This is a genomic window from Cylindrospermopsis curvispora GIHE-G1 (assembly GCF_014489415.1).
In the GTDB taxonomy this organism is placed as follows: Bacteria; Cyanobacteriota; Cyanobacteriia; order Cyanobacteriales; family Nostocaceae; genus Raphidiopsis; species Raphidiopsis curvispora_A.
This window is the reverse complement of the sequence record NZ_CP060822.1, coordinates 796,098-810,100: the sequence shown is the minus strand read 5'-3', so window position 1 is coordinate 810,100 and position 14,003 is coordinate 796,098. Positions and strand designations below refer to the sequence as shown.

General features: G+C 42.1%; 10 protein-coding genes. 3 read left to right on the top strand and 7 right to left on the bottom strand.

All coding sequences use genetic code 11. From position 1 onward, the window contains the following. Nucleotides 1-28 precede the first annotated feature (28 nt). Both IAR63_RS03880 and IAR63_RS03875 read left to right on the top strand, forming a co-directional pair. Nucleotides 29-1,771 carry a diflavin flavoprotein gene (locus tag IAR63_RS03880; RefSeq protein ID WP_187706650.1) on the top strand — a complete coding sequence of 581 codons (1,743 nt, stop codon included), beginning with the start codon at nt 29-31 and terminating at the stop codon, nt 1,769-1,771. A gap of 80 nt (nt 1,772-1,851) precedes the next feature. Continuing rightward, a complete protein-coding gene (locus IAR63_RS03875) occupies nt 1,852-3,558 on the top strand; it encodes a diflavin flavoprotein (protein WP_187706649.1) in 1,707 nt (568 codons plus the stop codon). A 2-nt stretch (nt 3,559-3,560) separates the two neighbouring features. Here the strand turns inward: IAR63_RS03875 and clpB are convergent, their stop codons facing one another. Then, on the bottom strand, nt 3,561-6,239 hold the full coding sequence (gene clpB, locus IAR63_RS03870; RefSeq protein ID WP_187706648.1) for an ATP-dependent chaperone ClpB: 2,679 nt from the start codon (nt 6,237-6,239) through the stop codon (nt 3,561-3,563). 30 nt (nt 6,240-6,269) lie between these two features. Then, a complete protein-coding gene (gene gloA / locus IAR63_RS03865) occupies nt 6,270-6,659 on the bottom strand; it encodes a lactoylglutathione lyase (RefSeq protein WP_187706647.1) in 390 nt (129 codons plus the stop codon). 178 nt (nt 6,660-6,837) lie between these two features. Here gloA and eno point away from each other — a divergent pair, with 178 nt between their 5' ends. Beyond that, nucleotides 6,838-8,127 (top strand): phosphopyruvate hydratase, encoded by a 1,290-nt coding sequence (gene eno / locus IAR63_RS03860; protein WP_187706646.1) that lies wholly within the window; start codon nt 6,838-6,840, stop codon nt 8,125-8,127. 20 nt (nt 8,128-8,147) lie between these two features. On the opposite strand, the gene argH is transcribed toward eno, so the two are convergent. Genes argH through trmD form a run of 5 tightly spaced genes read right to left on the bottom strand, consistent with a single transcriptional unit; the run spans nt 8,148 to nt 13,424 of the window. Beyond that, nucleotides 8,148-9,536: an argininosuccinate lyase gene (argH, locus tag IAR63_RS03855; protein WP_187706645.1), complete on the bottom strand. Its 1,389-nt coding sequence runs from the start codon at nt 9,534-9,536 to the stop codon at nt 8,148-8,150. A gap of 44 nt (nt 9,537-9,580) precedes the next feature. Beyond that, nucleotides 9,581-10,363 carry a nickel pincer cofactor biosynthesis protein LarB gene (larB, locus tag IAR63_RS03850; RefSeq protein WP_187707349.1) on the bottom strand — a complete coding sequence of 261 codons (783 nt, stop codon included), beginning with the start codon at nt 10,361-10,363 and terminating at the stop codon, nt 9,581-9,583. Between the two features lie 4 nt (nt 10,364-10,367). Then, a complete protein-coding gene (locus IAR63_RS03845) occupies nt 10,368-12,155 on the bottom strand; it encodes an ABC transporter substrate-binding protein (RefSeq protein WP_187706644.1) in 1,788 nt (595 codons plus the stop codon). A 21-nt stretch (nt 12,156-12,176) separates the two neighbouring features. Continuing rightward, nucleotides 12,177-12,665, bottom strand: coding sequence for a 2-C-methyl-D-erythritol 2,4-cyclodiphosphate synthase (gene ispF, locus IAR63_RS03840; RefSeq protein WP_096545027.1), 489 nt, complete (start codon nt 12,663-12,665; stop codon nt 12,177-12,179). Nucleotides 12,666-12,695: 30 nt separating this feature from the next. After that, a complete protein-coding gene (gene trmD, locus IAR63_RS03835; protein ID WP_187707348.1) occupies nt 12,696-13,424 on the bottom strand; it encodes a tRNA (guanosine(37)-N1)-methyltransferase TrmD in 729 nt (242 codons plus the stop codon). Between the last annotated feature and the right edge of the window lie 579 nt (nt 13,425-14,003).

Below are 14,003 nucleotides of genomic sequence, written 5' to 3'. Positions count from 1 at the left end.
TGCTCAAAAGAAATTAAGGAGGGGAGTTATGGTATTGCTCACTGATGCTGGACAGGAAAAACAAGCTCCTGTCAAACGTCTGACCATACAGACTGTAGAAATTGCTCAAGACACCACAGCTATCCGCTCCTTGGACTGGGATAGGGACCGTTTTGATATTGAGTTTGGGTTACAAAATGGTACAACTTATAACTCGTTTCTCATTCGCGGTGAGCAGATAGCTCTAGTTGACACCTCCCATGAAAAGTTCCGTCAGCTATATTTTGACACCCTCACTAGCTTAATCAATCCCCAGGATATAAACTATCTGATTATCAGCCATACAGAACCAGATCACAGCGGATTGGTTAAGGATCTATTGCAAAAAGCTCCTGATATTACCGTGGTTGGCTCTAAAGTAGCAATTCAATTTTTAGAAGATTTGGTACATCAACCATTTAAACGTCGAATTGTTAAAAATGGCGATCGCTTGTCTCTGGGAAATGGTCATGAATTGGAATTTGTCATAGCTCCTAATTTACACTGGCCTGATACCATTTTTAGTTTCGATCACCATACAGAAACCCTATATACCTGTGATGCTTTTGGCATGCACTACTGTTCAGAAAGCACATTCGATGACGATTTAGCCACCATTGAAGAAGACTTCAAATACTACTATGACTGTCTCATGGGACCCAACTCCCGCTCTGTGTTATCTGCTATAAAGCGGATGGCAGAATTGAAACATATCAAAATGATTGCTACCGGTCACGGGCCTCTGTTGTACCACAACGTGGAGGAATTAACGGGACGTTATCGCACCTGGAGTCAAAGTCAAACCAAAGCGGAAAGCGTAGTAGGTATATTCTATGTTTCTGAGTACGGTTATAGCGATCGCCTGGCCCAATCCATTGCTAACGGGGTAGTCAAGACGGGTGTAGGGGTAGAGATGGTCGATATGGGTGGAGCAGTGGACCTACAGGAGTTACGGGAATTAGTGGGACGCTGTAAGGGATTAGTTATAGGAATGTCCCCAGTTTCTAGTAGTCTCAGCGTGCAAGCTGCATTGGGTACCGTTTTAGGGTCAGCTAGTGAAAAACAAGCCATTGGTATTTTTGAAACTGGTGGTGGAGATGATGAACCCACCTACCCACTGTTAAATAAATTCCGAGCTGCGGGTTTAATGATTGGTTTCCCCGTGATTGAGATACGAGAAACACCAACAGAAAACACATACAAAAAATGCGAGGAAGCTGGGACTGACCTAGGACAGTTAGTTACCAAAGAGAAAAGCATCAAAACGATGAAATCCTTGGGTGCTGATTTAGATAAAGCCCTGGGGAGGATTAGTGGTGGTTTATATATCATCACCGCCAAAAAAGGTGGGGTTTCCAGTGCTATGTTGGCCTCCTGGGTAAGTCAGGCCAGTTTTAAACCCCTAGGTTTTTCCATTGCGGTAGCTAAAGATCGGGCCATAGAATCTCTGATGCAAGTAGGAGATCGGTTTGTCCTCAATGTTTTAGAAGAAGGTAACTATCAAACATTGATGAAGCACTTTTTAAAGCGATTTGCTCCAGGTGCGGATCGGTTTGAAGGTGTAAAAACCCAACTAGCAGAAAATGGTGCTCCGATTTTAAGTGATGCTTTAGCTTATATGGAATGTGAAGTGGTGAGTCGGATGGACTGTGGTGATCATTGGGCGGTATATAGCACCGTCTATGCGGGAAGAGTGTCTAAACCAAACTCACTCACAGCAGTTCACCATCGTAAAGTTGGTAATCACTACTAATCCCTAATTCGCCAATTTTGGGGGCGTTAACCAGGCGCACCCCATACACTTTAAATCACACTTGAAGTCTTGGAGATACTATGTTAATTAATAAACCCCGTGATGTACAGATAATACCTATTGGTACAAATACAGTCGTATTACGCTCTCGCAGTTGGACAAGATTGCGGTTTGAAATTGAATATGCTTTAGCCAAGGGGACAACGGCTAATTCCTTTATCATTCAGAGTGATAAAATTGCCATAATTGACCCCCCGGGGGAAACTTTTACAAGGATTTACTTAGACGCATTACAAGATAGAATTAACCCAAAATCTATTGACTATATAATTCTAGGTCACGTCAATCCTAATCGATCTGCAACCTTAAAAGCGTTAAGAGAAATTGCTCCTCAAATCACTTTTGTCTGCTCTAACCCAGGAGCGAAAAACCTCAAAGCAGCATTGGAAAATGATGATTTACCCATTTTGATCATGCGGGGTGATGAAACCCTAGATTTAGGAAAGGGTCATCATCTCCAGTTTATTCCCACTCCCAACCCCCGTTACCCAGACCAACTGTGTACCTATGACCCCCAAACGGAAATTCTCTTTTCTGATAAGTTGTTTGGATCTCATTTGTGTGGTGATCAGGTTTTTGACGAGGGTTGGGAAGTTTTTACCGAAGATCGTCGTTACTATTTCGACTGTCTCATGGCACCCCACCCAAGACAAGTAGAAACTGCTTTGGATAAATTCGCAAATTTACAAATTCGACTATATGCTACCGGTCACGGACCATTAGTAAGATATGGGCTGCAGGAGCTAACGCACTCTTATCGAGAATGGATTAAACAACAAACTAATTCAGAACTTAGTGTAGCATTGATCTATGCTTCCGCCTATGGTAACACCGCTACCCTATCCCAAGCGATCGCCCATGGTATTACAAAATCGGGTGTTAGGGTGGAGTCGATTAATTGCGAGTTCGCAGACCCAGAAGAAATTAAAAGTGCGATCGAAAAATGTGCGGGTTTTGTTATTGGTTCCCCCACTTTAGGTGGTCATGCACCTACACCAGTACAAACTGCTTTGGGAATTGTTTTGTCTACTGCAACCAATAATAAGTTAGCAGGGGTGTTTGGTTCCTTTGGTTGGAGTGGAGAAGCGGTAGATCTACTGGAAGGTAAACTGAAAGATGCTGGTTTTAGATTTGGGTTTGAACCTATTCGTGTCAAGTTTAAACCCAATGATGTCACACTCCAAAACTGTGAGGAAGCAGGTACAGATTTTGCCCAAGCGTTAAAACGAGTTACTAAAAAATCATTAGTAGCAAAACAACCTGCAACTAACGTAGAACAAGCTGTGGGTCGCATCGTCGGTTCTTTATGTGTGGTCACAGCAATTCAGGGAGAAATCAAAACGGGAATGTTAGCATCCTGGGTAACACAAGCCAGTTTTAATCCTCCCGGATTGACTATTGCAGTGGCTAAGGACCGGGCCATGGAAAACCTGACCCATACAAGTAATCCATTTATTGTTAATATTCTAGCTGAAGGACGGGAAATACGTAAACATTTTATGAAGGTTTACGAACCCGGACAGGACAGATTTAAGGGTTTAGACATCACTGAGGGGAATGGGGGTGTAATTTTAAATGGTGCCTTGGCTTACTTGGAATGTACTGTACAAAGTCGCATGGAAGTGGGAGATCACTGGTTAGTTTATGCGACGGTGAATAACGGTAAGGTTCTCAATCAAGATGGTATAACTGCTGTCCACCATCGCAAGTCCGCAAGTGTTTATTGATCTCAAGATCCTGTAACCAACACAGGGGAATTAATGGGACGAGAAACGGACAAATTTTCCTGCTTTTTAAAAAATGTCAGTCCATTTTCCCCCTTGTCTATAAAAATTATGTCCCCAGCAACAAAGCTGTTTTCTAATATCTTGGTCGCTAGGGGATTTTCTATCTCCCGCTGAATTGACCTCTTCAACGGACGGGCACCATATACTGGGTCATACCCGATTTCTACTAAATAATCACACGCATCTGAGGATATATCTAAACATATCTTCTGTTCTTTTAATAATTTTTCCACTCTTTGTAATTGAATACGAATAATCTGACGCATCTCAGAACGATTTAAGGTATGGAACAAAATTAAATCATCAATCCGATTAATAAATTCAGGACGAAAATGCGATCGCAAACTATCCATTACCCTGTTCCGCATCAATTCGTGCTTATCCCCATCTCCGGAAATATCAATGATATATTCACTACCAATATTACTAGTCATCACTATAACAGTGTTCCGAAAATCCACCACTCTACCCTGACTATCAGTAATTCTTCCGTCGTCTAAGACCTGGAGTAAGATATTAAATACATCGCCATGGGCTTTTTCCACCTCATCCAACAAAACTACAGAATAGGGGTGACGACGAATAGTTTCTGAGAGCTGACCACCCTCTTCATAACCAACATATCCTGGGGGAGCGCCCACCAAACGGGAGACAGAATGCTTTTCCATATATTCGGACATATCCAACCTAACTAAAGCATCCTCGGAATCAAACAGAAATTGAGCCAGGGCACGAGCAAGTTCGGTTTTCCCCACTCCGGTTGGGCCCATAAACAAAAAGGAACCTATGGGACGGGATGGGTCTTTCATACCTGCGCGGGCACGACGAATAGCAGCTGATACTGCGAGTACAGCTTCTTCTTGACCAATCACCCTTTCATGGAGGTGGTATTCCAATTTGAGTAATTTCTGACGTTCTGATTCCAACAGACGATTAACTGGGATACCGGTCCATTTAGCCACTATTTCTGCAATATCCGCTTCCGTCACCTGTTCCCTCAATAGAGTAGAACCCTGATGTTGAATTTCTAATAACTGGGTTTCTTTGATTTCTCGTTCCCTTTGCACCCCTTCCAATTTACCATATTTTAATTGAGCGGCTTTATTTAAGTCATAATCTCTTTCCGCTTGCTCAATTTGTACCCTTAAAGTGTCCTCCTCTTTCTTTAAAGTGCTAATTGCCTCCAATAGTTGTTTTTCTCCTTGCCATTGTTCATTTAATTTTTGTTGTTTAGCGGTTAAATTAGAAATTTCCTGTTCAATTCTGTTTAGGCGTTCTCTGGTGGGAGCAGTAGCTTTTTCTTCTCCCGACAAGGACAATTTTTCCATTTCCAGCTGCATTAAACGTCTGTCAATGGTTTCCAGTTCCGTAGGTTTGGAAGTGATTTCCATTTTTAACTTGGCTGCTGCTTCATCAACTAAATCAATGGCCTTATCAGGTAAAAACCGATCTGCAATATAACGAGCTGATAAAGTTGCTGCAGCAACCAAAGCGGAATCGGCAATTTTCACATTATGGTGGACTTCATACCGTTCTTTAAGACCTCGCAAAATAGAAATAGTATTTTCTACCGTAGGTTGATCCACAAAAACCTGTTGAAAACGTCTTTCTAAAGCAGCATCTTTTTCTATATACTTACGATATTCATCCAAGGTAGTCGCGCCAATACATCTAAGTTCACCGCGAGCTAACATAGGTTTGAGGAGATTACTAGCATCCATAGCTCCCTGTTGATTGGAACCAGCTCCCACCACCGTATGTAACTCATCAATAAACAAAACCACCTGACCATTAGATTCAGTAACCTCTCGGAGGACATTTTTTAATCTGTCTTCAAATTCGCCCCTGTATTTAGCACCAGCAATTAAACTCCCAATATCCAGGGTAATCAACTGACGATTTTTCAGAGATTCGGGAACATCCCCATTAATCATTCTTTGGGCCAGAGCTTCAGCGATCGCAGTTTTACCCACCCCTGGTTCACCAATAAGAACTGGATTATTTTTACTACGTCTAGATAGAACTTGAATTACCCGTCTAATTTCATCATCACGACCAATAACAGGATCCAACTTTCCAGCTTTTGCTTGTTCAGTTAAATCTCGCCCAAAACGTTTTAGAGCTGGTTCATAAGCATCCCCAGACTCATTGTCTCCTGATTTTCCGGAAACCTTTTGAGTCACACGGACAGTTTTGACAGCAGCTTCTAACTTAGAAATATCAATATTTAAACCTTTAAAGATCCGTCTACCGACCCGTTCATCTTCCCCAAGGGCCAATAAAATGTGACCTTCAGAGATTTCCCCATCCTTAATTCTCCCCCGAATTTCCTCTGCTCGGTCCAGGAGTAGATCTAAACTACGCCCTAGATAGAGTTGATCCGTCTTTCCCACCTTGGGTTGGCGTTTAGTGTAGGTTTCCAATTGTTCTTGTAATCTAATCGGATCAATTTCAGCACGAGTGAGAATACCTGAAGTGACCGCACTAGAGGTTTCTAAGATGGCTAAAATTAGATGTTCTACTTCTAATTGTTGTTGTTGATAAGCACGGACTATATCTTGAGACTTAATTACAGCATCCCATGCTGTGTCAGTAAATTTATTTGGATCTGTAGGCTGCATTTTTACGACTTGCAATTTAAGACTTTGAATTTAGGACCTGGCCATCTGAATCAACTCCACTTTATACCCATCTGGGTCTTCCACAAAGGCTATAACCGTTGAACCATGCTTCATGGGACCTGGTTGACGCACAACCTTACCACCACGGGTTCCAATGGCTTCACAGGTGGAGTAAATGTCATCAACTCCTAAAGCAATATGACCATATCCAGTACCCAATTCATATTTTTCCACTCCCCAATTATAAGTTAATTCTATAACAGCATTGTCACTTTCATCTCCATATCCCACAAAAGCTAGGGTGAATTCTCCCGTGGGATAGTCCTTGCGACGCAATAATTTCATTCCCAGGATATCACAGTAGAATTCCAAAGATTTGTCTAAATTTCCCACCCGGAGCATAGTGTGTAACAATCTCATAATTGACCTCTTAAATCTGGATTTGTAATGTAAAACAAGTAACAGGATAGCGGATTTGGTAAACTTAGGAGCAACTGCTGCACAATTACCGAAAATATTCCTTAATCTCAACCCATTTTGCCCGATCACCCCATAAACTAATCTGTAAACCAAGGATAATACAGACTGAGGAAAAGGAATGACCAATTATTTGGATACTGCTATCAATGCTATTGTAGCTCGGGAAATTCTCGATTCCCGAGGAAGACCCACCCTAGAAGCAGAATTACATCTAGCTGGGGGTGCGGTGGGATTGGCCCAAGTTCCTAGCGGTGCTTCCACGGGTACTTTTGAAGCTCATGAACTGCGAGATGGGGATAAGAGTCGTTATGGTGGTAAGGGAGTCCTCAAGGCTGTGAAAAATGCCAATGAAATATTGGCTCCCAAGTTATTGGGGTTGGATGTTCTTAACCAAGAACTTTTAGATAGAACCATGATTGGCATAGATGGATCCCCTAACAAGGCTAATTTGGGGGCCAATGCCATTTTAGGAATTTCCCTAGCAGCAGCAAAAGCAGGTGCAGCAGCTTTGGATATTCCTCTCTATCGTTATTTGGGTGGACCTTTAGCCAATTTATTGCCAGTTCCCCTCATGAATGTGATCAATGGGGGCGCCCATGCAGCTAATAATGTGGACTTTCAAGAATTTATGATTGTTCCTGTGGGAGCTCCTTCATTTAGTGAAGCTTTGCGCTGGGGTGCGGAAGTATTTGCCACCCTCAGTCGGGTTCTGGATGACCAAGGTCTATTAACTGGTGTGGGTGATGAGGGCGGTTTCGCGCCTAATTTAGAGTCCAATCAACAAGCTTTGGAGTTGTTGGTTGCTGCGATCGCAAAAGCTGGTTATAAACCCGGTGAGCAGGTCGCTTTGGCTTTGGATGTAGCCGCTAGTGAGTTTTACAAAGATGGTCAATATGTTTATGATGGTGAGTCCCATACTCCAGTAGAGTTTATTGATTATTTAGCACAGTTGGTTGGTCAGTATCCTATCATTTCTATTGAAGACGGTTTACACGAAGAAGACTGGCATAATTGGCAATTACTAACCCAGAAGGTCGGTTCCCAGGTGCAGTTGGTGGGTGATGACTTATTTGTAACTAATGCCAACCGCTTACAAAAAGGTATTGAACAAAAGGCTAGTAACTCGATTTTGATTAAGTTAAATCAAATCGGTTCCCTGACGGAAACTTTGGAAACTATTGATTTGGCCACCCGTAATGGTTTTCGTTCTGTGATCAGTCACCGCTCCGGTGAAACTGAAGATACCACTATTGCCGATCTAGCTGTTGCTACCCGTGCAGGACAAATTAAAACTGGTTCTCTCTGTCGTAGTGAACGAGTAGCTAAGTACAATCGTTTGTTGCGAATTGAGTATGAATTGGGCGATCGCGCTATTTATGCTGGCACAGTTGGTTTAGGTCCGAAATAGGGTAGTCCTTGGAGGAGAAGTCAACCTTGTAAAATTTGACTATGGGCACTGGCGATCGCTTGTCTAACTTGCTCAAAACCAGTGCCACCATAACTGTTACGCGCAGCTACTACCTGACGTGGGGAAATAGCTTCATAGATGTCACTGTCAAAGGATGGGTGTACTTGTTGCCATTCTTCCAAGGTTAAATCTTTCAACAGTTTACCAGCATAAATACTAGTTTTAACCACTTTACCAACTATGTTATAAGCTTCTCGAAAGGGTACTCCTCTAGCTGCTAAGTAGTCTGCAACATCAGTAGCATTAGCAAAGTCCTCTGTCACTGCTGCAGCTAAACGCTCTTGGCGAAACTCCATACCTTCTCTTAATAAAATCGTCATTGCCTGCAAGCAAGACTTAACAGTGTTTACACTATCAAATATAGCTTCCTTGTCTTCTTGTAAGTCTTTGTTATAGGCTAGGGGTAGTCCTTTCATAATTACTAACATGGACTGAAGATGACCAAAGACCCTACCTGTTTTACCTCTAACTAACTCAGGAACATCTGGGTTTTTCTTTTGTGGCATAATGCTGGAACCGGTGGCACAGCTATCCTTCAGGTGGATAAAACGGAATTCTTCACAGGCCCATAGAATTACCTCTTCTGACAAGCGACTGAGGTGCACCATAATTGTACTAGCAGCAGCAAGAAACTCTATGGCAAAATCTCGATCACTTACCCCGTCCAAACTGTTAGCATAAATACTGTCAAAATTCAATAGCTGTGCGGTGTATTTCCTGTCAATAGGAAAGGTAGTACCTGCTAGGGCACCACTACCTAGAGGGCAAATGTTTACCCGCTTATACACATCCCCTAATCTTTCCCAATCTCTTTGTGCCATTTGAAAATAGGCTAGGAGATGATGGGCCAAACTTAGGGGTTGGGCCCTTTGCAGGTGGGTGTATCCGGGGATGAGAGTTTCAATATTTTTTTCAGCCAGATCTAGTAATACGTGCTGGAACTCCCTTAGATGTTGACGGATTTGTTGGATTTGCTCTCTTAGGTAGAGTCTCGTGTCAGTTCCTACTTGGTCATTACGAGAACGAGCAGTGTGTAGTTTTTTTCCTACATCACCCACAATTTCCGTAAGTCGTTTTTCTACCGCAAAATGTACATCCTCCGCATCAATACCGGGTTGAAATTTTCCCTGTCGATATTCTTGACGTACCTGCTCTAAACCGGTAACTAATTGCTCTGCTTCCTCTGGACTAATGATTTGACTGTGACCCAACATTTTCGCATGGGCTTGGGAACCAGTAATATCATATTCCAATAGTTCAATGTCAAAAGTAATACTAGCATTAAAACGGGCGATCGCCGGGTGTAGGGCGGATTCAAACCTTTGGCTCCAAGTTTGTTTTGCGGTCATAAAATCAATTTTAGAAAATCTATTGTTTAGTTGTATTATAGGTTTTATGTTGATTTCTCCACCAGTTTCTGGGACGTACGTAGAATTTGACCTGCCAAAACTGCTGCGCCAAATCCATTATCAATATTGACCACTCCCACGCCAGCAGCACAAGAGTTGAGCATGGTGAGCAGGGGAGCCAAACCGGCAAAATTTGCCCCGTAACCAATACTGGTGGGCACGGCAATTATGGGACAATCTGCTAAACCAGCTACCACACTGGGTAGGGCACCTTCCATACCCGCTACAACAATCAGGACAGATGCTGAATTGAGCAAATGAAGATTATTTAGTAAGCGGTGAATTCCTGCTACACCCACATCCCAGAGACGCTGCACTCTAAAACCATATAGCTCAGCAGTTATAGCAGCTTCTTCAGCTACGGGTAAGTCCGCAGTACCAGCGGAAAGGATTCCTATTTCTCCAGGAAATCGCGGTGGGGTTTCATCGGGAGAAAGGGCACAAATTCTTGCTAGGTCGTAGTATTTTAATCCCCTTACTTTTTTTTGTAGTATGGAATATATCTCAGGAGCAATTCGGGTAGCCATGACTACGGAAGCGCGTGGACGCATAATTTCCATGATTTGGGCAATTTGGTCAGGGGTTTTACCAGGTCCCCAAATCACTTCTGGAAACCCCGTTCTTAAATGACGATGGTGGTCAATTTTGGCAAATTCACCTACAGATTCGTATGCTAGATTTTTGAGAGATTCTAGGGCTAGATCGGGACTAATTTTACCATTAGCTACAGCTTGTAATAGGGATTGCAAATTTTCTGGCTGAGTCATTAATCTATTCCCTAATTTTAATTTCATGAATATTCCAGAATGGACCACCGAGTGCAGAATATTTAATTCCCGTAAACCGATTGCGCACTGCTACCAAGGAGGTGGAATTTATTAGATAAATAAATGGTAAATACTCCTGGGTTAATTTTTGACTCTGGGCGTAAATTTCTTTCACCTTGGTTTCATCAAATTCCTGGGCCCCTTGAATATATAGTTCATGAATTTTCTTTTCCCAGGGTGCTACTTGCCATCCTTCTATGGGTTTTTGTCCTGGTTGTGGTTTTTGATTAAACATGTGTAACCCTCCTTCAGGAGACCAAACGTTAGCACCATCATTTGGTTCTAAACCACCCGTTAAACCTAATAGGGATGCTTCCCAATCTAGGGTGTTAGATAGTTTGTCTAAAAATGTACTCCACGCTAACGGGGTAAAATCAACTTGAATGCCAATTTTACTCAGATCCTGTTTGATTTGGGCACCCATTGCTTCCCGGATTTTATTACCAGCATTGGTGAGCAAACTAAATCTTACCTTGTTTCCTTGACTATCTTCTAATTGGTTTTGACTGTTGTATTTAAATCCAGCTTCTATCAGTAATTCTTTGGCTTTTTCGGGATTGTAATTATAGACTCTTAATCCCTTTTCCGGTGGAAGATAGTAAGGACTTTGCACGGAAATCGGAGAATTTTGGGTTTGACCTAGACCACGGTAAATATTATTAATCATGGTTTCTCTGTCTACTGCATAGGCGATCGCTTGACGAAATTTTACTTGATTAAACCACTGGGATTTAATCGGATCCACTAAGGGTTTATTATTTCTCTTGGCCTGGTTTAAATTAAAGGAAATAAAACTAGTACCAGTGGAGGGTCCGCCGTTATAGATCTGGAAATTTCCTTGTTTTTCCTGGACCTTTAACAATGAGAAATAATCAGGTGTGACTGATATGGCATCCAGTCCAGCGGATCTAAATTGTAGCAGAGCTGTGTCCGTTGATTCCACAATTTGCCAAATAATCCTTTCAATGTAAGGTTGGGGTTGACCCTGGGAATCTTTACGCCAATAGTAGGGATTACGACGAAAAATGATTCTTTGACTGGTGTCGTAACGTTCTAGTTGATAGGGACCGTTAACGATGATTTTTTCCGGAGGAGTGTCCACACCCCAAATGCTCAGGAATTTAGGTTTACCATCTTGGTCTTTTTTCACCACTGATTCTTGTAAGATGTGTGCTGGTAATATGGCAGCACCTACGCTTTGTAGGAAGGGTCTAAAGGGTTCGGGAACGGTAAATTCTACTCTCCTGTTGTCTATTTTTGTTACCTTAGGTAGTTTTCTTTCTTTGCCAATTCTCAAAATATCTCTTATATCTGTGGGTATTTGTTTATTTAGGTAAATTTCATTATAAGTGAATACAACATCATCCACGGTGAGGGGTTGACCATCAGACCATTTTAAGTTGTCACGCATGGTGAAGGTAATTTTTAGTTTATCCTCGGAAAGTTCCCAGGATTGGGCTAAATTTGGTTCTATCTCACCCGTCAGGGGATTTTGGCTAACTAATCCTTCGTAGGTATAACCAAATATATTGGGAGACTCAGAACTTAAAGCGTAGTTAAAAGTTTTTGGATCACTGAGAATACTGGTTACTAATTGGGGCACGTCCCTAACATTAGGGTTTTTAAAGTTACTAGGATTGCAACCGGTCAGTGGTGTGGCTATAAAGCAAACTATAATGATAAATAATAAGTTTTGTTTTGCTGATTTCAGATACTTGTGAATTAAGGACATACGATAACATACTATTAAATACTAGGGGTTTGCCACCAACAAAACGACCGCATAAGCACAAATACCTTCCTCCCTACCAGTGGGACCCAATTTTTCATTGGTTGTGGCTTTTACCCCAACCTGATGGGGTTGTATTGCTAAAGTAGATGCTAACTGCTCACGCATTTGATAAATATAGGATTTTAACTTGGGACGTTCAGCTACCACTACAGAATCCACATTTCCCACTTCCCAACCTTGATTGAGAATGAGACCATGAACCTGTTTTAATAATACCAAACTGTTGGCCCCTTTCCACTGAGGATCACTAGGGGGAAAATAATGACCAATATCCCCCAAAGACAGGGCACCCAACATAGCATCCATAATTGCATGGGTTAACACATCAGCATCACTATGTCCTAACAAACCCAATTCATGGGGTATATGCACACCACCAAGAATTAATGGGCGATCGCTCACCAATTTGTGAATATCATAGCCGTTACCAATTCTGATATTTGTAGTCATTGTCTGTTGATTTATTGGGTGTTTAGTAAATTAATCCTCTTTCTCCCTTGGGGTGGGATCTAGAGAATCAGAGCATTCCCGTTGCCATTTTTCCAGCAGATCAGGACGACGGGAAGCAGTACGTTTAATTTGTTGTTGAAAGCGCCAGCGAGAAATTTCCGCGTGATTACCACTAAGCAAAACATCGGGAACCTTCCAACCCCGAAACTCAGCGGGACGGGTATATTGGGGAAAATCCAATAAACCCGCTTCAAAACTTTCAGCCTTGAGAGATTCTACCTTACCCACAGTACCCGGTAGAAGACGAACCACACCATTCAATAGGGCCATTGCGGGGATTTCCCCACCCGTGAGAATAAAATCACCCAAAGACACCTCACGGGTAACTAAATTGAGAACACGCTCATCAACGCCTTCATAGTGTCCACAAATGACAACTAACTGATCATAGCTGGTAGCCAATTCTCCCAAAAGGGATTGATTAATGGTTTGGCCCTGGGGACTCATAAGAATTATATCCCGACGAGGTAAAACTGGTAGGGACTCAACCGCAGTAAAAATCGGCTCAGGTTTAAGCAACATGCCCACACCCCCACCGTAGGGTTCATCATCTACTTTACGATGTTTATCCTTGGTAAAATCCCTGGGATTAACCAAATAAACCTGAGCAATACCCCTATTTAGAGCCTTCCCTAAAAGACCAGAACTGAGAATGGAACTGAAACAGTCCGGAAAAAGTGTAACTATATCAAAACGCACAGTATCAAAACGCACAATGTTCCAGATCAGAAGCAGGTAAAATGACCGTGCAAATAAGTCTGGTCATATATCCCTATCAAGTAATCTTTTGACAGCAAGGTTATTAATTCCCCGCATGTTTTAGATTATCATAAGGGTTGACTAAAAAGTAAGAGAACTATATTTATCATCTAGTTTATGTTTGGATCTATGTTTAAATAATTATCACGACTGAATTTATAGCCGTAGCCACCCGGGGGGAGGCGAGCTTGAATCTCTAAGGGGTCCACCTAAAGTGAAAATGCCCTAAAACATTCTAGGACAATCCAGACCAACCCAAAAGCGATCGCAAACCTGAAAACACCGTAAAATCTATTTTATTTCAGACAAACAAATAGAAAGGTGAACGGTGATGGTGATGAGGAAAAGTAACGAACATGACAGAAAATAGGCTTCGTGTGCGTTTAAGGAAAAATTAGGGGGTTCGCTCCCAAAAGTTCATTAATGTCCTCTCAAAAAAGCAAAGGTCGGAAATCAACAGGGTAAGAAACCTGATTAAATGAATTCACTTGCCATTCGTCACCAACCAACCGTTTAAGG